The 24,200-nt window shown below is 44.2% G+C and carries 5 protein-coding genes; 3 read left to right on the top strand and 2 right to left on the bottom strand.

The features are described 5' to 3' along the window. Nucleotides 1-80: 80 nt before the first annotated feature. From ACJVDK_RS03450 to araA, 3 genes are all read left to right on the top strand, one after another. Complete coding sequence (locus ACJVDK_RS03450; protein WP_443938896.1) at nucleotides 81-1,781, top strand: ribulokinase; 1,701 nt, start codon at nucleotides 81-83, stop codon at nucleotides 1,779-1,781. Further along, nucleotides 1,778-2,479, top strand: a complete 702-nt coding sequence (locus ACJVDK_RS03445) for an L-ribulose-5-phosphate 4-epimerase (protein WP_443938895.1) — start codon at nucleotides 1,778-1,780, stop codon at nucleotides 2,477-2,479. The genes ACJVDK_RS03450 and ACJVDK_RS03445 overlap by 4 nt, the downstream gene beginning before the upstream one ends. Before the next feature lie 307 nt (nucleotides 2,480-2,786). Further along, nucleotides 2,787-4,277: an L-arabinose isomerase gene (araA, locus tag ACJVDK_RS03440; RefSeq protein WP_443938894.1), complete on the top strand. Its 1,491-nt coding sequence runs from the start codon at nucleotides 2,787-2,789 to the stop codon at nucleotides 4,275-4,277. Between the two features lie 91 nt (nucleotides 4,278-4,368). Here the strand turns inward: araA and ACJVDK_RS03435 are convergent, their stop codons facing one another. Both ACJVDK_RS03435 and ACJVDK_RS03430 read right to left on the bottom strand, forming a co-directional pair. Next, nucleotides 4,369-5,358: a PorP/SprF family type IX secretion system membrane protein gene (locus tag ACJVDK_RS03435; RefSeq protein ID WP_443938893.1), complete on the bottom strand. Its 990-nt coding sequence runs from the start codon at nucleotides 5,356-5,358 to the stop codon at nucleotides 4,369-4,371. Between the two features lie 13 nt (nucleotides 5,359-5,371). After that, complete coding sequence (locus ACJVDK_RS03430; protein ID WP_443938892.1) at nucleotides 5,372-24,166, bottom strand: DUF7507 domain-containing protein; 18,795 nt, start codon at nucleotides 24,164-24,166, stop codon at nucleotides 5,372-5,374. Nucleotides 24,167-24,200: the final 34 nt, after the last annotated feature.

The raw sequence follows: 24,200 nt of genomic DNA, 5'->3' as shown, positions 1-24,200 counted from the left end.
ACGTCACCGTTTTACAACAAAATTTTATTAAATTTCCTATTTTAAAAAAATAAACGTTAATTAGACATTTATTTATTGTTATGAGCAAAAAAAACTATGTAATAGGCGTCGATTACGGATCGGACTCGGTGCGTTCTGTCTTGGTTGACACCACCAATGGAAAAGAAATCTCGTCGTCGGTTTTTCTGTATCCCCGTTGGAAAAAGGGATTATACTGCAAGCCAGCCTTAAATCAATTCAGGCAACATCCACTCGACTATATTGAAGGTTTAGAACATACCATTAAAGAATGTATTTCAAAATCGGGCATCAGCGATATTGCTCAGGATATTAAAGGTATTTCTGTAGACACTACAGGCTCTACACCCGTAGCTGTTGATAAGCATGGCGTACCTTTGGCCCTTACTCCGGGCTTTGAAGAGAATCCAAATGCCATGTTTGTTCTGTGGAAAGACCACACCTCTGTTAAAGAAGCAAACGAAATAAACGAACATGCCTTAAAATTTGACACCAATTATTTAAAATACGTAGGTGGAATTTATTCATCAGAATGGTTTTGGGCAAAATTGTTACACGTTTTAAGAACCGATGCCCAAGTTAAAAAAGAAGCAGCATCGTGGGTAGAACATTGCGACTGGATTCCGTTTTTACTTTGCGGTGAAACAGATATTACCAAAATGAAACGCAGCCGTTGTGCCGCAGGCCATAAAGCTTTGTGGGCAGCAGAATTTAACGGCTTACCTCCTGAAACCTTCTTCAGCAAATTAGACCCCGTATTAAAAGATTTTAGAGCTAAATTATTCGATGATACCTATACGTCGGATGTGGCGGCAGGAAAGCTTAGTCAAGAATGGGCCGAACGTTTAGGCTTACATACCGATGTAGTAATTGGTGTGGGTGCCTTCGATGCGCACATGGGCGCAGTTGGCGGTCAAATTGAGCCATATTTCTTAAGCAAAGTGATGGGTACCAGTACCTGTGATATTTTAGTAGCACCCAATGCCGATATGCACGGTAATTTAGTGAACGGCATTTGCGGTCAGGTAGATGGTTCTGTAATTCCGGGAATGGCTGGTTTAGAAGCAGGTCAATCGGCTTTTGGCGATGTTTATGCTTGGTTCAAAAACTTAATTAGCTGGCCTTTAGATAATTTATTGAGCGAAAGCAGCTTACTGGATGCAGCAACTGCAGAAGCTTTAAAAACGGAATTAGAAGGAAAAATAATTGCCACTTTAAGCAAACAAGCCGAAGCTTTGGGCGACGAAGATTATCCTGAATTGGCTGTTGATTGGTTAAATGGACGCAGAACACCGGATGCTAACCAAGAATTAAAAGGCGCCATTTCTGGCTTAAGCTTAGGAACCGACGCGCCTCGTTTCTTCCGTGCGTTAGCGGCTGCTACCTGTTTCGGAGCAAAAAGCATTGTCGACCGTTTTATTGACCAAGGTGTTCCGGTAAAAGGAATTATCGGCATTGGTGGGGTAGCCAAAAAATCGCCCTACATTATGCAAATGATGGCCGATGTGTTGGAAATGCCTATCCGCATTCACCGTTTCGAACATACTTGCGCCTTAGGTGCTGCCATGTTTGCCGCCGTTGCAGCAGGTATCTATCCAAACGTAGAAGCAGCCATGGAAGCCATGGGTACCGGTTTCGAAAAAGAATACCAGCCGAATTTCAAAAAACAAAAAATGTATCGTCGCCACTACCAAGAATATTTAGGATTAGGCCGATATTTAGAAAAACACAACAAAAAAGATGTAAAACCTTATTTATCATGAGCCATTACAACGACATAAAAGAACAAGCTTACCTGGCCAATATGCAATTACCAAAACTAAATTTGGTATTGTTCACCTTTGGCAATGTGAGTGCTGCAGATAGAAGCAAAGGTGTTTTCGCCATTAAACCCAGCGGAGTGCCTTATGAAGACCTAAGCGTAGAGAAAATGGTTATTGTAGATTTTGATGGTAACACCGTTGAAGGTTCCTTGCGCCCATCTTCTGACACGAAAACTCATGCCGTTCTATACAAACATTGGAGCGACATCAATGGAATTGTTCACACGCATTCAACCTATGCCACTGCCTGGGCGCAAGCGCAAAAAGCAATTCCAATTTATGGCACTACACATGCCGACCATTTAACGGTGGATATCCCTTGTGCCCCGCCAATGGCTGATGAAATGATTAAAGGAAATTACGAATACGAAACGGGCTTCCAAATCATGAATCATTTTAAGGAATTAGGCTTAAGTCACAAAGAAGTAGAAATGATTCTAGTGGGTAACCACGCGCCATTTACCTGGGGAAAAACAGCCGAAAAAGCCGTTTATAATAGTGCCGTGTTAGAAGCCGTTGCGCAAATGGCTTTGTTAACGCAGCAAATAAATCTGCAGGCACCAAAGTTAAAAGATTCGCTCATTGAGAAGCATTATGAGCGTAAACATGGTGGAAATGCATATTACGGACAAGAATAACACACTAATTTTAACATAAGAAAAGCAAAACCAGTGCTGCTTGGTCAAGGATTTCCCGCCATATGCTGCAATCTTTTTGGCAATTGGCAATGGTAAAAGCAATAGCTTAGAACCAAAAAGTATTTCCGCTGTTGTCGGGTTTAGGGTTGAAAGGTAAACCTCTCCAACATAAACCTGATTGACGTGAAAAGCTTTTGTTTAAAGCGAAGCTGCAGACAAAACTTGAAACAAAAAGCAGGAGGTTCGAATCCGATGAAACACCGGACCCTGCTTTTCAAACAAAAAACATATACATAATTTAAGCATCATGATAGATTTAAAAAAACTTGAAGTTTGGTTCATTACCGGAACCCAACATTTATACGGAGAAGAAACCTTAAAGCAGGTTGCTAACCACGCCAAAGAAGTAGCTGATTCTTTTAACAGTCAGCCAGGAATTTCGGTTTCTGTGGTGTACAAACCGATTGTTAAAACCACTGAAGAAATTTTTGAAACCTTGCAGCAAGCTAATACGGCTGAAAACTGTATCGGTGTTATTACTTGGATGCATACCTTCTCTCCTGCAAAAATGTGGATTAGAGGGTTAAATATTTTGCAAAAGCCCTTGTTGCACTTGCATACACAATTTAACCGCGATATTCCTTGGGGAACTATCGACATGGATTTCATGAACTTAAATCAAAGTGCACACGGCGATAGAGAGTTTGGTTTTATTGTTACACGCATGCGCAAAGACCGCAAAGTGGTAGTGGGTCATTGGAAAGATGAAGAAGTAATTTCACAAATTGATACGTGGGCACGTGCAGCGGCCGGATGGCACGATTGGCAAGGTGCTAAATTTGTTCGTTTTGGCGATAACATGCGTTTTGTTGCGGTTACCGATGGCGATAAAGTAGAAGCTGAAATGAAATTCGGTTTCTCGGTTAATACCTATGGCATTGGCGATTTAGTTGCCGTAATTAACGACATTAGCGATGCAGAGGTAAAAACATTACTTGCTGAATACGAAAGTACCTACCACATGGCGGATGATTTAAAAACGGGTGGTGCAAAACATCAATCGGTTTACGATGCTGCTAAAATTGAATTGGGCTTACTTAAATTTTTAGAAGCAGGTAATTTTAAAGGTTTTTCTGATACGTTTGAGGATTTACACGGTATGATTCAATTACCGGGTATTGCAGCACAACGTTTAATGGCTAAGGGTTATGGTTTTGCTGGTGAAGGCGATTGGAAAACTGCTGCCTTGGTGCGTGCTTGTAAAGTTATGGGTGCTGGCTTACCGGGTGGAAATGCCTTTATGGAAGACTATACCTACCATTTTGACCCGTCAAATGCAATGGTTTTAGGTTCGCATATGTTAGAGGTTGACGCTTCATTGGCTAGTGGAAAAGCAAGCTTGGAAGTGCATCCATTGGGTATTGGCGGAAAAGCAGACCCTGCACGTTTAGTATTTAACGTAGCCGGTGGCGATGCATTAAATGCTTCAATTATTGATATGGGCAACCGTTTCCGTTTGTTGGTAAATGAAGTAAAAGCAGTAGAAGCAGAACATGATTTACCAAATTTACCGGTTGCGCGTGTACTTTGGAAACCGCTTCCGGACATGAAAACTGGCTGTGCTGCATGGATTTATGCAGGTGGAGCACATCATACGGCATACAGTCAAAATTTAACTACGGAGCATTTAGCTGATTTTGCAAATATCGCTGGCTTAGAATATGTAAATATTGGTGCCGATACAAAAATTAATCAGTTTAGAAACGAACTTCAATGGAACGACGTTTTTTATAAATAAGCAATTTCCTTAAAAATGGAGTATGAAAATGGAGGTTAGATTTTTCTAACCTCCATTTTTTTTGATTTATAACCTAAAAAAGCAGAATTGATTAAAATACTTTAGAGCAAATATAGGCTCTGGAAACTTGTCCGAAAGTGAAACCTAAGGTAATTTCTTGTGTACCGTATTGATTGCTTCCGAGTCTGCTTGTTACATAATCGTATGAATACCCCAATCGGATGCTTGGTGTAATAAAGAATTGGGCAATGGCCGAAATGGAATTTTCTTTACTTGAATTTACTTTTTGTTCTTTTTTATTCCAGATGTTAAATCCGGTGCGAATAGAACCACCGAGCCAGATTTTATCATTTAAGATGCCCATAATATTGATGTCGGCACTACTTGGCCCTCTAAAATCGTCTTTTACCAATAAGCTTGCGCGCATTTTAAACTGATACGACCAATTTACCAATCCGCCAATAATGGTGTAGGCATGGCGCGATTTGGCGATATTTAAGGAGGAAGAAGCTTTGTTGATATCGTTCCCTTGCAGGATATCCAAAAACGAAACGCCGGCATAGAAATTATCAGAGTTGTAGTAAACACCTAAGCGCAAATCGGGCGATAAATCGCTTTGCCCGCTTGTAGCGACGGTTACATCATCGGGGTCGAGCGTAGTTAAAAGATTTCCGTTTAAAGAATATTGGTCTATCCCCACTCCCACACCAAAACTTAACCGTTTGGTTTCATCTAAGTTTAAGGGTAAGCGGAATGCATAATTTAGCACCGCCGTATTGCTAGACTGGGGTCCTACTTTATCAGATGTAAGTTGTAGCCCTACCCCATTTTTTTTATTTAAGGGATCTAAAATACCATCGATCGATGCAGAAGCTGTTCGCGGAGCGCCATCCATACCCACCCATTGCGCGCGCAAGGCCATTTGGGCAAACCACTCTTCTTTATACCCAGCATACGCTGGATTTACGGTTAAACTATTAAAAATGTATTGTGAAAATTGAACATTTTGTTGCGCAAATAGCTGATTACTGAGCGAAATGCCCATTACCAAAAACCAAACTACTAACTTTATCCTTCTCATTTACTCGCTTCAATTATCGCTTTAAAAGCAACCAACTCTTATACTTTCTTACTAAATCGCCTTTTTTTGCCGTGATCACATAGAAATAAGTTCCTTCGTTTAAATTATCACCCGTCCATTCTCCTTTGTAGTTTGGATTGCGGTACACTTCATCGCCCCAGCGATTGTAAATGGCAACATCCACAGCATCGTACATTTCCAGGTCTTTAATTTGGAATGTATCGTTTTTACCATCGCCGTTTGGCGTAAAAGTGTTCTTAATTTCGAGCTCTGGTGGGTCAATTACAATTAACACATTGGCAACATTTGTTTTAAGCGATTTAACATCTTCTACGACATAGGTAAAACGGTCTGTTCCGGTATAACCTATATTGGGTACGTAAATTACCTTTCCGTCTTGACCGATAATTAAACGACCATGGCTTGGCTGACTTTTTACTTCAACACTTGCATTATTTAACGGGAACAGCGCAGCCTTATCGTTCTGAATAATTGGAATGACAACTTCGACGTTTAAACGCGTTTTTGCAAAATCGTCTATCGCTACCGGATATTTAATAATTTCCGTTTCGGTCACCCGGTCGTCGTATTCCGTCCAGCCTGAAACATCACTTGTTTTATCGCCCAATAATGTACTGGCGGTTGCCGTAGCTGTGTTGGTGGCATAACCCGCTTCTATATCTGCACGGGTAACTTGGTACTCCGCTGAAAAAATAAAGTGTTCTCCTGGCAATAAGGTTATTGGCTTTAAAACCAATGGAAATCCTAATTTATCGTCTTTTAAGCTAAAATCTTTCAGCGTAGTATTTCCCATGTTTGTGATTTTAAACATGTATGAAATGGTATTTGAATTTTTGTTGAAAGAGCCAACTTTAATGAGTGAAAGTTTTGGATTATAGGCAATATCAACCGTGGCAGTAGCTGTTTTTGCAAGCGGTAATTCCGTGCTGATAACAGATGCTGTGTTCACAATTTTACCCGAACCAATTACCGGTAATCCTTTATTGTTTAAATCGTTCTGCGTAATGGTATACTGACCTTTGTATATCCAAACTTCTTTGTATTCTAAAATTCCGTTTCCGTTATCGCCACTAGCCAATTTCATGTTTCCACCCAACATAGGATCACTTACCAAAATGTTGTGTTGATTGGCTGAACCTGTATTGGCAACGGTAATCGTATAATTAATTTTATCGTTGATTTTGGCAACCGATGAAACATCTGCCACTTTAGTGATTACAATATCGGAACAAACTGGAAGGATTACTTTAACTTTAAATGGTTTACCTTGACAGCCTGTAGCCGTGGCCATTGGGGTAACGGTATATTCAATGATTTGTTCGATTGAAGTGGTATTCAGTAGTTCTGTCTGAATAACTTTTCCAGAGCCGTTACTTGCGCCAAAAGCATTGTTATTTGCTACCCAAACAAAGTTTGATGGAATGGCGTTTCCACCCTTGGCTTTATTATTCACGTTTTGTTGCAAATCATAAACAAGCGAATATTGATTACAGGTAATACTGGTAACGACATCATCAAAGCCATTTGGTAGTGGATTGATAATTATTGCTTGATTCGCCGAAACCAGACTTAAACAACCATTCGTGTTGGTTACTTGCACTGAATAATTTCCTGAAGTCGTAGCTGAGTAGGTTTGACCTGTTGCGCCAGAAATAGCTACCCCATCTTTGTACCATTGGTTACCGCTTGCTGCACTTGACGTTAAAACAACGGAGGTGCCATCACAGGCGGTATTGCTGCCCGTTAAACTGATTGTTGGTTGCGCAGGCAGTGGATTAATCACAACTGCTTGTGAAGCCGAAACCGGACTCAAACAACCATTCGTGTTCGTTACACGCACTGAGTAGTTACCTGATGTCGTTGCTGAATAAGTCGCAGAAGTTGCACCTGATATCGCTACCCCATCTTTAAACCATTGGTTGCCAATGCTAGCACTTGACGTTAAAACCACACTTGTTCCATCGCAAGCTGTATTCGAACCCGATAAACTGATCGTTGGTTGAACCGGCAATGGATTAATCACCACAGCTTGATCCGCTGAAACCGGACTCAAACAGCCGTTTGTATTCGTTACACGCACTGAGTAGTTACCTGATGTCGTTGCTGAATAAGTCGCAGAAGTTGCTCCCGAGATTGCTACTCCATCTTTGTACCATTGGTTACCGCTCGATGCGCTTGAAGTCAACACCACCGAAGTACCCTCGCAAGCTGTATTGCTTCCTGTAACCGCGATTGTCGGTTGAACCGGAAGCAGGTTAATCACCACCGCTTGATCCGCCGATACTGGACTTAAACAACCATTCGTGTTCGTTACTTGAACCGAATAATTTCCTGAGGTAGTCGCTGAGTAGGTTTGACCAGTTGCACCTGAAATAGCAACCCCATCTTTAAACCATTGGTTGCCGCTTGCAGCACTTGAAGTCAACACCACCGATGCACCCTCGCAAGCAGTATTGCTTCCTGTTAAACTGATAGTCGGTTGAACCGGCAATGGATTAATCACCACCGCTTGATCTGCCGAAACCGGACTTAAACAGCCGTTTGTATTCGTTACTTGAACCGAATAATTACCTGATGTCGTTGCTGAATAGGTCGCAGAAGTTGCACCCATGATTGCTACCCCATCTTTGTACCATTGGTGACCCGAGGTCGCGCTTGAAGTCAACACCACCGAAGTACCCTCGCAAGCCGTATTGCTTCCTTTAACCGTAATTGTCGGTTGAGCAGGCAATGGATTAATCACAACCGCTTGATCTACCGAAACCGGACTTAAACAACCATTCGTGTTGGTTACTTGAACCGAATAATTTCCTGAGGTAGTCGCTGAATACGTTGTGCCAGTTGCGCCAGAAATAGCTACCCCATCTTTAAACCATTGGTTGCCGCTAGATGCGCTTGAGCTTAAAACCACACTTGTTCCATCGCAAGCAGTATTGCCTCCGGCTAGTGAAATCGTTGGTTGGGCTGGTAATGGATTAATCACCACCGCTTGATCCGCCGAAACCGCACTCAAACAGCCATTCGCATTGGTTACTTGAACCGAATAATTTCCTGAAGTCGTAGCTGAGTAGGCCGTGCCTGTTGCACCAGAAATAGCCACCCCATCTTTGTACCATTGATTACCCGAAGATGCGCTTGACGTTAACACCACCGATGTACCCTCGCAAGCTGTATTTGAACCCGTTAAACTGATCGTTGGTTGCGAAGGCAATGGATTAATCACCACCGCTTGATCCGCTGAAACCGGACTTAAACAACCGTTTGTATTCGTTAAACGCACTGAGTAGTTACCTGAGGTCGTTGCTGAATAAGTCGCAGAAGTTGCACCCGAGATTGCCACCCCATCTTTATACCATTGGTTACCAGTTGCAGCGCTTGACGTTAACACCACCGAAGTACCCTCGCAAGCAGTATTGCCTCCGGCTAGTGAAATCGTTGGTTGGGCTGGTAATGGATTAATCACCACCGCTTGATCCGCTGAAACCGCACTTAAACAACCATTTGTGTTGGTTACTTGAACCGAATAATTACCTGATGTCGTTGCTGAATAGGTCGCAGAAGTTGCACCCATGATTGCTACCCCATCTTTGTACCATTGATTACCGCTAGATGTACTTGAAGTCAACACCACCGATGCACCCTCGCAAGCAGTATTGCTTCCTGTTAAACTGATAGTCGGTTGAACCGGCAATGAATTAATCACCACCGCTTGATCCGCCGAAACCGCACTTAAACAACCGTTCGTGTTCGTTACACGCACTGAGTAGTTACCTGATGTCGTTGCTGAATAAGTCGCAGAAGTTGCTCCCGAAATCGCTACCCCGTCTTTATACCATTGGTTACCGCTAGATGCGCTTGAAGTTAACACCACAGAAGTACCATCGCAAGCAGTATTGCTTCCTGTTAAACTGATAGTCGGTTGAACCGGAAGCGGATTAATCACCACCGCTTGATCCGCTGAAACCGGACTCAAACAGCCGTTTGTATTCGTTACACGCACTGAGTAGTTACCTGATGTCGTTGCTGAATAAGTCGCAGAAGTTGCTCCCGAAATCGCTACCCCGTCTTTATACCATTGGTTACCGCTAGATGCGCTTGAAGTCAACACCACCGATGCACCCTCGCAAGCTGTATTCGAACCCGATAAACTGATCGTTGGTTGAACCGGCAATGGATTAATCACCACAGCTTGATCCGCTGAAACCGGACTTAAACAACCATTCGTGTTCGTTACTTGAACGCTATAATTTCCTGAAACAGTCGCTGAATAAGTAGTGCTTGTCGCTCCAGAAATCGCTACCCCATCTTTGTACCATTGATTACCCGAAGATGCGCTTGAAGTCAATACAATTGAATTGCCATCGCAAGTAGTGTTGCTGCCCGTTAAACTGATCGTTGGTTGGGCTGGTAAGGCATTGATGATTATTTCTTGGTTTGCCGAAACCGCACTTAAACAGCCATTCGTGTTGGTTACTTGAACCGAATAATTTCCTGAAGTCGTAGCGGAGTATGTCGTTCCTGTTGCACCTGATATCGCTACCCCATCTTTGTACCATTGATTACCCGAAGCTGTGCTTGACGTTAAAACAACCGAGGTGCCATCGCAAGCCGTGTTGCTGCCCGTTAAACTGATCGTTGGTTGCGCTGGTAAAGCATTGATGATTATTTCTTGGTTCGCCGAAACCGCACTTAAACAACCGTTCGTATTGGTTACTTGAACCGAATAATTACCTGAAGTCGTAGCTGAGTAGGTTTGACCTGTTGCACCAGAAATAGCAACCCCATCTTTGAACCACTGATTACCGCTTGCTGCACTTGAGGTTAAAACAACCGAAGTACCCTCGCAAGCAGTATTGCTTCCTGTAACCGCAATTGTTGGTTGAACCGGCAATGGATTAATCACCACCGCTTGATTCGCCGAAACTAAACTCAAACAGCCATTCGTGTTGGTTACTTGAACCGAATAATTTCCTGAAGTCGTAGCGGAGTATGTCGTTCCTGTTGCACCTGATATCGCTACCCCATCTTTGAACCATTGATTACCGCTTGCTGTACTTGACGTTAACACCACCGATGTACCCTCACAAGCCGTATTGCTTCCTGTAACCGTAATTGTCGGTTGAGCCGGCAATGGATTAATCACAACTGCTTGGTTCGCCGAAACCGCACTTAAACAGCCGTTCGTATTGGTTACTTGAACCGAATAATTTCCTGAAGTCGTGGCTGAGTAGGTCGTTCCTGTTGCACCAGAGATTGCCACCCCATCTTTATACCATTGGTTACCAGTTGCAGCGCTTGACGTTAAAACAACCGAAGTCCCATCGCAAGCCGTATTTGAACCCGATAAAGTAATGCTCGGTTGAACTGGCAATGGATTAATCACCACCGCTTGATCCGCTGAAACCGGACTTAAACAACCATTCGTATTGGTTACTTGAACCGAATAATTTCCTGAAGTCGTGGCTGAGTAGGTCGTTCCTGTTGCACCCGATATCGCTACCCCGTCTTTGAACCATTGATTACCGCTAGATGCGCTTGACGTTAAAACTACCGAAGTCCCATCGCAGGCCGTGTTGCTACCCGTTAAACTGATTGTTGGTTGCGCAGGCAATGGATTAATCACAACTGCTTGTGAAGCCGAAACCGGACTTAAACAACCATTCGTGTTCGTTACTTGAACCGAATAATTTCCCGAAACAGTGGCTGAGTAGGTTTGACCTGTTGCACCTGAAATAGCAACCCCATCTTTGAACCATTGATTACCGCTTGATGCACTTGACGTCAATACCACCGAAGTACCATCGCAAGCTGTGTTGCTACCAGCTAGTGAAATCGTTGGTTGCGCAGGCAGTGGATTAATCACAACTGCTTGGTACCCCGAAACCGGACTTAAACAACCGTTCGTATTGCTTACTTGTACCGAATAATTTCCTGAGGTACTTGCTGAATAGGTTTGACCAGTTGCACCTGATATCGCTACCCCATCTTTAAACCACTGATTACCGCCTGCAGCACTTGACGTTAAAACAACGGATGTACCATCGCAAGCAGTATTGCTGCCAGATAAACTGATCGTTGGTTGTACTGGCAATGGATTAATCACAACTGCTTGGTTCGCCGAAACCGGACTTAAACAGCCATTCGTGTTGGTTACTTGTACCGCGTAATTTCCTGAAGTCGTGGCTGAATAGGTCGTGCCAGTTGCACCTGAAATAGTAACCCCATCTTTGAACCACTGATTACCGCTTGCAGCGCTTGACGTTAACACAACTGAGGTGCCATCGCAAGCCGTGTTGCTACCCGTTAAACTGATTGTTGGTTGGGCTGGTAAGCCATTGATGATTATTTCTTGATTCGCCGAAACCGGACTTAAACAGCCATTCGTATTGGTTACTTGAACCGAATAATTTCCTGAAGTCGTAGCAGAGTACGTTGTACCTGTGGCACCAGAAATAGCAACGCCATCTTTGAACCATTGATTACCGCTTGCTGCACTTGAAGTTAAAACAACCGAAGTGCCATCGCAAGCGGTATTGCTTCCTGTTAAACTGATAGTCGGTTGAACCGGAAGCGGGTTAATCACCACCGCTTGATCCACTGAAACCAGACTCAAACAACCGTTCGTGTTCGTTACTTGAACCGAATAATTTCCCGAAACAGTGGCTGAGTAGGTTTGACCTGTTGCACCTGAAATAGCAACCCCATCTTTGTACCATTGGTTACCGCTAGATGCGCTTGAAGTCAACACCACCGATGCACCCTCGCAAGCTGTATTCGAACCCGATAAAGTAATGCTCGGTTGAACCGGAAGCGGATTAATCACCACCGCTTGATCCGCTGAAACCGGACTCAAACAGCCGTTTGTATTCGTTACACGCACTGAGTAGTTACCTGATGTCGTTGCTGAATAAGTCGCAGAAGTTGCTCCCGAAATCGCTACCCCGTCTTTATACCATTGGTTACCGCTTGCTGCACTTGACGTCAATACCACCGAAGTACCCTCGCAAGCTGTATTGCTTCCTGTAACCGCAATTGTCGGTTGGGCAGGCAATGGATTAATCACAACTGCTTGTGAAGCCGAAACCGCACTCAAACAGCCGTTCGTATTGGTTACTTGTACCGAATAATTTCCTGAAGTCGTGGCTGAGTAGGTTTGACCAGTTGCACCTGAAATAGCAACCCCATCTTTGAACCATTGATTACCGCTTGCTGCACTTGACGTCAATACCACCGAAGTACCCTCGCAAGCTGTATTGCTTCCTGTAACCGCAATTGTCGGTTGGGCTGGTAAGGCATTGATGATTATTTCTTGACTCGCCGAAACCGCACTTAAACAGCCATTCGTATTGGTTACTTGAACCGAATAATTTCCTGAGGTAGTCGCTGAGTAGGTCGTTCCTGTTGCACCTGATATCGCTACCCCATCTTTAAACCATTGGTTACCGCTTGCAGCACTTGACGTTAAAACAACTGAGGTACCATCGCAAGCAGTATTGCTACCAGATAAACTGATGGTTGGTTGGGCAGGCAATGGATTAATCACAACTTCTTGTGAAGCCGAAACCGCACTTAAACAACCATTCGTGTTCGTTACTTGAACCGAATAATTACCTGAGGTCGTTGCTGAATAAGTCGCAGAAGTCGCACCCGAAATAGCTACCCCATCTTTGTACCATTGATTACCCGATGATGCGCTTGAAGTCAACACCACCGATGCACCCTCGCAAGCCGTATTGCTACCTGTAACCGCAATTGTCGGTTGAACCGGCAATGGATTAATCACCACCGCTTGATCCGCTGAAACCGCACTTAAACAACCATTTGTGTTGGTTACTTGAACCGAATAATTTCCTGAAGTCGTGGCTGAGTAGGTTTGACCAGTTGCACCTGAAATAGCAACCCCATCTTTGAACCATTGGTTGCCAATGCTAGCACTTGAAGTTAAAACAACTGAGGTACCATCGCAGGCCGTGTTGCTTCCAGCTAGTGAAATCGTTGGTTGCGCAGGCAATGGCTTAATCACAACTGCTTGTGAAGCCGAAACCGCACTTAAACAACCATTCGTGTTCGTTACTTGAACGCTATAATTTCCTGAAACAGTCGCTGAATAAGTAGTGCTTGTCGCTCCAGAAATCGCTACCCCATCTTTGAACCATTGGTTGCCGCTTACAGCACTTGAGGTTAAAACAACACTTGTTCCATCGCAAGCAGTATTGCTGCCAGATAAACTGATCGTTGGTTGTACTGGCAATGGATTAATCACAACTGCTTGGTTCGCCGAAACCGCACTTAAACAGCCATTCGCATTGGTTACTTGTACCGAATAATTACCTGATGTCGTTGCTGAATAGGTTTGACCTGTTGCACCTGATATCGCTACCCAATCTTTGAACCATTGATTACCCGAAGCTGTGCTTGACGTTAAGACAACTGAGGTGCCATCGCAGGCCGTGTTGCTACCAAATAAACTGATCGTTGGTTGTACTGGCAATGGATTAATCACAACTGCTTGGTTCGCCGAAACCGCACTTAAACAGCCATTCGCATTGGTTACTTGTACCGAATAATTACCTGATGTCGTTGCTGAATAGGTTTGACCTGTTGCACCTGATATCGCTACCCCATCTTTGAACCATTGATTACCCGAAGCTGTGCTTGACGTTAAGACAACTGAGGTGCCATCGCAGGCCGTGTTGCTACCTGTTAAAGTAATTGTTGGTTGTACTGGCAATGGATTAATCACAACCGCTTGATCCGCTGAAACCGGACTTAAACAACCGTTCGCATTGGTTACTTGAACCGAATAATTTCCTGAGGTACTTGCTGAATAGGTTTGACCAGTTGCACCTGAAATAGCAACCCCATCTTTGAACCATTGATTACCGCTAGATGCGCTTGACGTTAAAACAACCGAAGTCCCATCGCAAGCCGTGTTGCTACCCGTTAAACTGATTGTTGGTTGGGCTGGTAAGGCATTGATGATTATTTCTTGATTCGCCGAAACCGGACTTAAACAGCCATTCGTATTGGTTACTTGAACCGAATAATTTCCTGAAGTCGTAACTGAGTAGGTCGTGCCTGTTGCACCTGATATCGCTACCCCATCTTTAAACCATTGATTGCCGCTTGTTGCACTTGACGTTAAAACAACTGAGGTACCATCGCAAGCTGTATTTGAACCCGATAAAGTAATGCTCGGTTGAACTGGCAATGGATTAATCACAACCGCTTGTGAAGCCGAAACCGCACTCAAACAGCCATTCACATTGGTTACTTGCACCGCGTAATTTCCTGAAGTCGTGGCTGAATAGGTCGTGCCTATTGAACCTGATATCGCTATCCCATCTTTGAACCATTGGTTGCCGCTTGCTGCACTTGACGTTAAAACAACTGAGGCACCATCGCAAGCCGTGTTGCTACCAGCTAATGAAATCGTTGGTTGAGCTGGTAAGGCATTGATGATTATTTCTTGGTTCGCCGAAACCGCACTCAAACAGCCATTCGCATTGGTTACTTGCACCGCGTAATTTCCTGAAGTCGTGGCTGAATAGGTCGTGCCTATTGCACCTGATATCGCTATCCCATCTTTGAACCATTGGTTGCCGCTTGCTGCACTTGACGTTAAAACAACTGAGGTACCATCACAAGCCGTGTTGCTACCAGCTAGTGAAATCGTTGGTTGCGCAGGCAATGGATTAATCACAACTTCTTGGTTCGCCGAAACCGGACTTAAACAGCCATTCGTATTGGTTACTTGAACCGAATAATTTCCTGAAACAGTTGCTGAATAAGTAGTACCTGTTGCACCAGAAATAGCAACGCCATCTTTGAACCATTGATTACCGCTTGCTGCACTTGAAGTTAAAACAACCGAAGTGCCATCGCAAGCGGTATTGCTGCCCGTTAAACTGATTGTTGGTTGCGCAGGTAACGGATTAATCACAACTTCTTGTGAAGCCGAAACCGCACTCAAACAGCCGTTCGTGTTCGTTACTTGCACTGAATAATTTCCTGAAGTCGTAGCTGAGTAGGTCGCAGAAGTTGCACCCATGATTGCTACCCCATCTTTGAACCATTGATTACCGCTTGCCGCGCTTGACGTTAAAACAACTGAGGTGCCATCGCAGGCTGTATTTGAACCCGATAAAGTAATGCCCGGTTGCGCTGGCAATGGATTAATCACAACTTCTTGTGAAGCCGAAACCGGACTTAAACAGCCATTCGCATTGGTCACTTGAACCGAATAATTACCTGAGGTCGTTGCTGAATAAGTCGCAGAAGTCGCGCCCGAAATCGCCACCCCGTCTTTATACCATTGGTTACCGCTTGCTGCACTTGAAGTTAACACCACAGAAGTACCCTCGCAAGCAGTATTGCTTCCTGTTAAACTGATAGTCGGTTGAACCGGAAGCGGGTTAATCACCACCGCTCGATCCACTGAAACCAGACTCAAACAACCGTTCGTGTTCGTTACTTGAACCGAATAATTACCTGAAGTCCTAGCAGAATAGGTTGTGCCTGTTGCACCTGAAATAGCTACCCCATCTTTAAACCATTGGTTACCAGTTGCAGCGCTTGAAGTTAAAACAACTGAGGTGCCATCGCAAGCTGTGTTGCTACCCGCTAGTGAAATCGTTGGTTGCACAGGCAATGGATTAATCACAACTGCTTGTGAAGCTGAAACCGCACTCAAACAGCCATTCGCATTGGTTACCTGTACCGAATAATTTCCTGAAATCGTAGCTGAGTAGGATTGACCTGTTGCACCTGAAATAGCAACCCCATCTTTGAACCATTGATTACCGCTCGATGCGCTTGAAGTTAACACCACCGAAGTACCCTCGCAAGCCGTATTGCTTCCTGTAACCGTAATTGTCGGTTGAGCCGGCAATGGATTAATCACCACCGCTTGATCTGCCGAAACCGGACTTAAACAGCCGTTTGTATTCGTTACACGCACTGAGTAGTTACCTGATGCCGTTGCTGAATAGGTCGCAGAAGTCGCGCCCGAGATTGCCACCCCATCTTTAAACCATTGATTACCGCTTGCTGCACTTGACATCAATACCACCGAAGTACCCTCGCAAGCTGTATTGCTTCCTGTAACCGCAATTGTCGGTTGAACCGGCAATGGATTAATCACAACTGCTTGTGAAGCCGAAACCGCACTCAAACAGCCATTCGCATTGGTTACTTGAACCGCGTAATTTCCTGAAGTCGTAGCTGAATACGTTGTGCCTGTTGCACCTGATATTGCTACCCCATCTTTGAACCATTGGTTGCCGCTTGTTGCACTTGACGTTAAAACAACCGAAATGCCATCACAAGCCGTATTGCTTCCGGCTAGTGAAATCGTTGGTTGGGCTGGTAATGGATTAATCACCACCGCTTGATCCGCTGAAACCGCACTTAAACAACCATTCGTGTTGGTTACTTGAACCGAATAATTACCTGAAGTCGTAGCGGAATACGTCGTGCCTGTTGCACCTGATATCGCTACCCCATCTTTGAACCATTGGTTGCCAATGCTAGCGCTTGAAGTTAAAACTACCGATGCACCCTCGCAAGCAGTATTGCTTCCTGTAACCGCAATTGTTGGTTGAACCGGCAATGGATTAATCACAACTGCTTGTGAAGCCGAAACCGGACTTAAACAGCCATTCGTATTGGTTACTTGAACCGAATAATTACCTGAGGTCGTTGCTGAGTAGGTCGTGCCTGTTGCACCAGAAATAGCTACCCCCTCTTTGAACCATTGGTTACCGCTAGATGCGCTTGAAGTCAACACCACCGATGCACCCTCGCAAGCAGTATTGCTTCCTGTTAAACTGATAGTCGGTTGAACCGGCAATGGATTAATCACCACCGCTTGATCTGCCGAAACCGGACTTAAACAGCCGTTTGTATTCGTTACTTGAACCGAATAATTACCTGATGTCGTTGCTGAATAGGTCGCAGAAGTTGCACCCATGATTGCTACCCCATCTTTGTACCATTGGTTACCCGAGGTCGCGCTTGACGTTAACACCACCGAAGTACCCTCGCAAGCAGTATTGCTTCCGGCTAGTGAAATCGTTGGTTGGGCTGGTAATGGATTAATCACCACCGCTTGATCCGCCGAAACCGCACTCAAACAGCCATTCGCATTGATTACTTGAACCGAATAATTACCTGAGGTCGTTGCTGAATAAGTCGCAGAAGTCGCACCCGAAATAGCTACCCCATCTTTGTACCATTGATTACCCGATGATGCGCTTGAAGTCAACACCACCGATGCACCCTCGCAAGCCGTATTGCTTCCTGTAACCGCAATTGTCGGTTGAACCGGCAATGGATTAATCACCACCGCTTGATCCGCTGAAACCGCACTTAAACAACCATTTGTGTTGGTTACTTGAACCGAATAATTTCCTGAAGTCGTGGCTGAGTAGGTTTGACCAGTTGCACCTGAAATAGCAACCCCATCTTTAAACCATTGATTACCGCTTGCCGCGCTTGACGTTAAAACAACAGAGGTGCCATCGCAAGCCGTGTTGCTACCTGCTAGTGAAATAGTTGGTTGGGCAGGTAATGGATTAATCACCACCGCTTGATCCGCCGAAACCGCACTCAAACAGCCATTCGCATTGGTTACTTGAACCGCGTAATTTCCTGAAGTCGTAGCAGAATAGGTTGTGCCTGTTGCACCTGATATTGCTACCCCATCTTTGAACCATTGGTTACCAGTTGCAGCGCTTGACGTTAAAACAACTGAGGTACCATCGCAAGCTGTGTTGCTACCAGCTAATGAAATTGTTGGTAGCGCAGGCAATGGGTTAATCACAATTTCTTGCGAAGCTGAAACCGGACTCAAACAGCCATTCGCATTGGTTACTTGAACCGAATAATTTCCTGAAGTCGTGGCGGAATAGGTCGTTCCTGTTGCACCTGATATCGCTACCCCATCTTTAAACCATTGATTGCCGCTTGTTGCACTTGACGTTAAAACAACTGAGGTACCATCGCAAGCTGTGTTGCTACCAGCTAGTGAAATCGTTGGTTGCGCAGGCAATGGATTAATCACAACTTCTTGGTTCGCCGAAACCGGACTTAAACAGCCATTCGTGTTGGTTACTTGAACCGAATAATTTCCTGAAGTCGTGGCTGAATAGGTCGTGCCTGTTGCACCTGATATCGCTACCCCATCTTTGAACCATTGGTTGCCAATGCTAGCACTTGAGGTTAAAACAACACTTGTTCCATCGCAAGCCGTATTGCTGCCAGCTAATAAAATCGTTGGTTGGGCTGGTAAAGCATTGATGATTATTTCTTGGTTCGCCGAAACCGGACTTAAACAACCGTTCGTATTGCTTACTTGTACCGAATAATTTCCTGAGGTAGTCGCTGAGTAGGTCGTGCCTGTTGCACCTGAAATAGCAACACCATCTTTAAACCATTGATTACCGCTTGATGCACTTGACGTTAAAACAACCGAAGTCCCATCGCAAGCCGTATTTGAACCCGATAAAGTAATGCTCGGTTGAACTGGCAATGGATTAATCACCACCCCTTGATCCGCTGAAACCGGACTTAAACAGCCATTCGTGTTGGTTACTTGAACCGCGTAATTTCCTGAAGTCGTGGCTGAATAGGTCGTGCCTGTTGCACCTGAAATAGCAACACCATCTTTAAACCATTGATTACCGCTAGATGCGCTTGAAGTTAACACCACAGAAGTACCCTCGCAAGCAGTATTTGAACCCAATAAAGTAATGCTCGGTTGAACTGGCAATGGATTAATCACCACCGCTTGATCCGCTGAAACCGGACTTAAACAACCGTTTGTATTCGTTAAACGCACTGAGTAGTTACCTGAGGTCGTTGCTGAATAAGTCGCAGAAGTTGCACCCGAGATTGCCACCCCATCTTTATACCATTGGTTACCAGTTGCAGCGCTTGACGTTAAAACAACCGAAGTCCCATCGCAAGCCGTATTTGAACCCGATAAAGTAATGCTCGGTTGAACTGGCAATGGATTAATCACAACTTCTTGATTCGCCGAAACCGGACTCAAACAGCCATTCGTATTGGTTACCTGTACCGCGTAATTTCCTGAAGTCGTGGCTGAATAGGTCGTTCCTGTTGCACCTGATATCGCTACCCCATCTTTAAACCATTGATTACCGCTTGCTGCACTTGACGTCAATACCACCGAAGTACCCTCGCAAGCTGTATTGCTTCCTGTAACCGCAATTGTCGGTTGAACCGGCAATGGATTAATCACAACTGCTTGTGAAGCCGAAACCGCACTCAAACAGCCATTCGCATTGGTTACTTGAACCGAATAATTTCCTGAAGTCGTAGCTGAGTAGGCCGTGCCTGTTGCACCAGAAATAGCCACCCCATCTTTGTACCATTGATTACCCGAAGATGCGCTTGAAGTTAAAACCACACTTGTTCCATCGCAGGCCGTGTTGCTTCCAGCTAATGAAATCGTTGGTTGGGCTGGTAAAGCATTGATGATTATTTCTTGGTTCGCCGAAACCGCACTTAAACAACCATTCGTATTGGTTACTTGAACCGAATAATTTCCTGAAGTCGTAGCTGAGTAGGTTTGACCTGTTGCACCAGAAATAGCAACACCATCTTTGTACCATTGATTACCCGAAGATGCGCTTGAAGTTAACACAACCGAAGTCCCATCGCAGGCCGTGTTGCTACCCGTTAAACTGATTGTTGGTTGCGCAGGCAATGGATTAATCACAACTGCTTGTGAAGCCGAAACCGGACTTAAACAACCATTCGTGTTCGTTACTTGAACCGAATAATTTCCTGAGGTAGTCGCTGAATACGTTGTGCCAGTTGTGCCAGAAATAGCTACCCCATCTTTAAACCATTGGTTGCCGCTTGCTGCACTTGACGTTAAAACAACTGAGGCACCATCGCAAGCCGTGCTGCTACCAGCTAATGAAATCGTTGGTTGAGCTGGTAAGGCATTGATGATTATTTCTTGGTTCGCCGAAACCGCACTCAAACAGCCATTCGCATTGGTTACTTGCACCGCGTAATTTCCTGAGGTAGTCGCTGAGTAGGTCGTTCCTGTTGCACCAGAAATAGCAACCCCATCTTTAAACCATTGGTTGCCGCTTGCAGCACTTGAAGTCAACACCACCGATGCACCCTCGCAAGCAGTATTACTTCCTGTTAAACTGATAGTCGGTTGAACCGGCAATGGATTAATCACCACCACTTGATCTGCCGAAACCGGACTTAAACAACCATTCGTGTTGGTTACTTGAACCGAATAATTTCCTGAAGTCGTAGCAGAATAGGTTGTGCCTGTTGCACCTGATATCGCTACCCCATCTTTGAACCATTGATTACCGCTTGATGCACTTGACGTTAAAACAACCGAAGTACCCTCGCAAGCCGTGTTGCTACCCGTTAAACTGATGATTGGTTGGGTAGGCAATGGATTAATCACAACTGCTTGGTTCGCCGAAACCGCGCTTAAACAGCCGTTCGTATTGGTTACTTGAACGCTATAATTTCCTGAAACAGTCGCTGAATAAGTAGTGCTTGTCGCTCCCGAAATAGCTACCCCATCTTTAAACCATTGATTGCCGCTTGCTGCACTTGAGCTTAAAACCACACTTGTTCCATCGCAGGCAGTGTTGCTACCCGCTAAACTGATCGTTGGTTGGGCAGGCAATGGATTAATCACAACTGCTTGTGAAGCTGAAACCGCACTCAAACAGCCATTCGTGTTGGTTACTTGAACCGAATAATTTCCTGAAGTCGTGGCTGAATAGGTCGTGCCTGTTGCACCTGATATCGCTACCCCATCTTTAAACCATTGGTTGCCGCTTGCAGCACTTGACGTTAAAACAACACTTGTTCCATCGCAAGCAGTATTGCTGCCAGATAAACTGATGGTTGGTTGCGCAGGCAGTGGATTAATCACAACTGCTTGGTTCGCCGAAACCGGACTCAAACAGCCGTTTGTATTCGTTACACGCACTGAGTAGTTACCTGATGTTGTTGCTGAATAAGTCGCAGAAGTTGCACCCGAGATTGCCACCCCATCTTTGTACCATTGATTACCCGAAGATGCGCTTGAAGTTAACACAACCGAAGTCCCATCGCAAGCAGTATTGCTGCCAGGTAGTGAAATCGTTGGTTGTGTAGGCTGTGGATTTACAGTTAACCTTACGGGAGTTGAAACCGATGTACAGCCCTTAGCATTCGTTACCACAACACGAAGACGTACATTATTTAATTCTACTGGAACGTTATCAAAAGTAATGGTATTCGTGGTAAAATTAGATGCATCAAAAGTATTTGCGTCCAAATTTTTCCAAACCCCAGCCTCTTCATACTGCCATTGATACGAATCGTTTGTTCCATTCGAACTCACAACATAAGAAAATGACTCTCCTTCGCAAGTGGTTAAATTCTGAACAGTTTGCGTAATTACAGGCAAAGAGTTAACTAAAATAGCTGCATTTGTTATAATTCGATCACTTCCTTGAGTGGCTAAAACAAACTCATAAGTACCAGCGTTCGCTATCGAACCTGTTACTGTAACCGCATTGCTTACAACGCCGGTTTTAGATAATCCTGTAGGAAAGCCAGCAATTGTACGTAACGTACTTCCTCCATTTAAGGTATAAACAATCGGTGTAATTACCGATGAAGCACAAACTTCTTGCGCATTTACTGTATTGTATTTAATATTGTTACACCCCTCGGTTGTTGCTCCATTTTTACACTCTAAATGCGGATCTACCGGAGTAAGTGAATTAGGATCTGTAGCATCTGGATCGGTAACATCGCTAGGACGTAAAATACTCGCTTCTGTTGAATATGCTTGATTAATTCCACCTGAAGTCACCGTAGCAATCACCTTAAACTCAAGCCACGCTTGATTTGCTAAATCAACCGATGCAGTGAAATTACCTGTATCACCCGACAATAACACTGAACTCGCAGTGCCAGATTTACTTCCTTCAGCACCCGATACAATGGATAAATTTGATGGTAGTTTAAAATTAAAAATGGCACCTGCAATATCTGAAGGACCGTCATTTTTAACCCGAATAGTATAAGTAATTTTATTATTCGCAAAATAATCACTTAAATCCGGTGTAATACTTACCACCTCTAAATCTGCGGCCTTGATAACCATGTCGATTGGTTGCGACTCTTCATTCCCCTGAATATACGCCCAAGTATCCATCGACTTGTTATTTCCAAAACTATTGCTTCCTAAACCATTGTACCTACCCCATTTATGCCCATTCAAATTACTCGACAAACCTGTGGTGGTGTTCGAAACAGGATTTGAACTTTCAGATGCAGTATTTCCAGCTCCGGAAATATCTGAATCGTTCCAATACACAATATCACTATACACAGAACGATCTAATGATCCGGTATTAAGATTATAACTAGTCGTATTATCCGTTAATTCAATAATAATCCCATTGGGATTTACCTCCATATCGATATATGGAAAATGAACCTCCGCAGAACGCAATACCGTTTTAAAATAACTCACAATGGTACCTGCAGGAACAAAATTCCCACTCCCATCCTTGGCATCCCAAAATACACTGTTTGCGCCCGTTGTTGCAATCCCCGTTAAAACACGATCAGTACCACTTGGCACAGGAATTGTAATTTGATACGTTCCACCCGTACTCGAATTAAACGTAATGTAGGCTCCCTTCTGACTAACCCTTCCAACCGTTCCTTCAACACCCGTAACCGTTAATCCTGTCATTACAGGTAAAATAGCGGTATTTTTTAACCAGGTAGTTTGATTTGCAGCTGTTATATACCCGGGCGTACTGGCAGGTAAAATCGGATCAGGTTTGTTGTAAAATATTTTATGTGTTACATTCGTTGCATTATCTAAAGAGCGCGGATCATGAATATAGGACGTAATAGCCGAAGCCGCTGAAAAATTTAAACTTTTATAGGTAGGAACGCTGTTAATGGCAAAACCGTTATTATTAGAGAAAAAGGTAAAACCTACGCCATTATTCCCATTGGTTTTAACACGATACGCTCTACCATCTTTGGTTAAAACATAATTGGTTGCGTAAAATCCAGCGGACGAAGTAAAAGTTGGGGCAAGGTACATGTTTAACACATTCGTAAACACACGACCTGCAACCCAGCTAGCCCCTGAATACACTGAAATATCCCAAGCAGCAATTAGTTCTCCATTACAGGTTGATCCAGTGCTATTTGTTACATTTGCATCTCCTTGCGTCCAATTCGAATTAGCACTTAAGTCTGGTCCTGCGTGCGCAGCACCATCATTAAAACCATTCACTCCTCTCGGACAAATAAAATCAATCTTCCAAACGCCTGCTTCAGAAGCCAGTACCGTCCGAGTATAAGGTGTATAGCCCGCTGTAGGAATAGCCCCCATTTTAGGCCCGGCAAGCTCTTGCGCTCTGGTCGAAATTCGTCCTGTAGTGGTGCTTGTTCCAGATGTATAAACAGAACCGTTTGGAGCAGTTAAACGGATTGTTCCAGAATTCATGCCCTGAGCACTAGATGCAACGGCAATAATTTCACCTGCTTTTGCGTAAACGTAATGCGTACCCGTTGTTTTAAAAGGCCATGAATCCGGAAAATTGCCATTTGTATTGGTATACAAAAAAGCCCTGTTGCCAGAAGCACCAGCAGGATAAAGATCTTTACTACCTTCGGCTTTTACTTGCGAAAAGCCGAAGAGTAATAAAAGCGTTAATCCAATAAAAAGCTTAAATCTCGGGACGATTTTAGAGCGCATTAATTGTTAAAAATTTCTCACTAAAGTGTATTCA

This window comes from Pedobacter paludisoli (assembly GCF_052344095.1).
In the GTDB taxonomy this organism is placed as follows: Bacteria; Bacteroidota; Bacteroidia; order Sphingobacteriales; family Sphingobacteriaceae; genus Pedobacter.
Note: the sequence above shows the minus strand (reverse complement) of the source record. Positions and strands in the feature narration are given on the sequence as shown.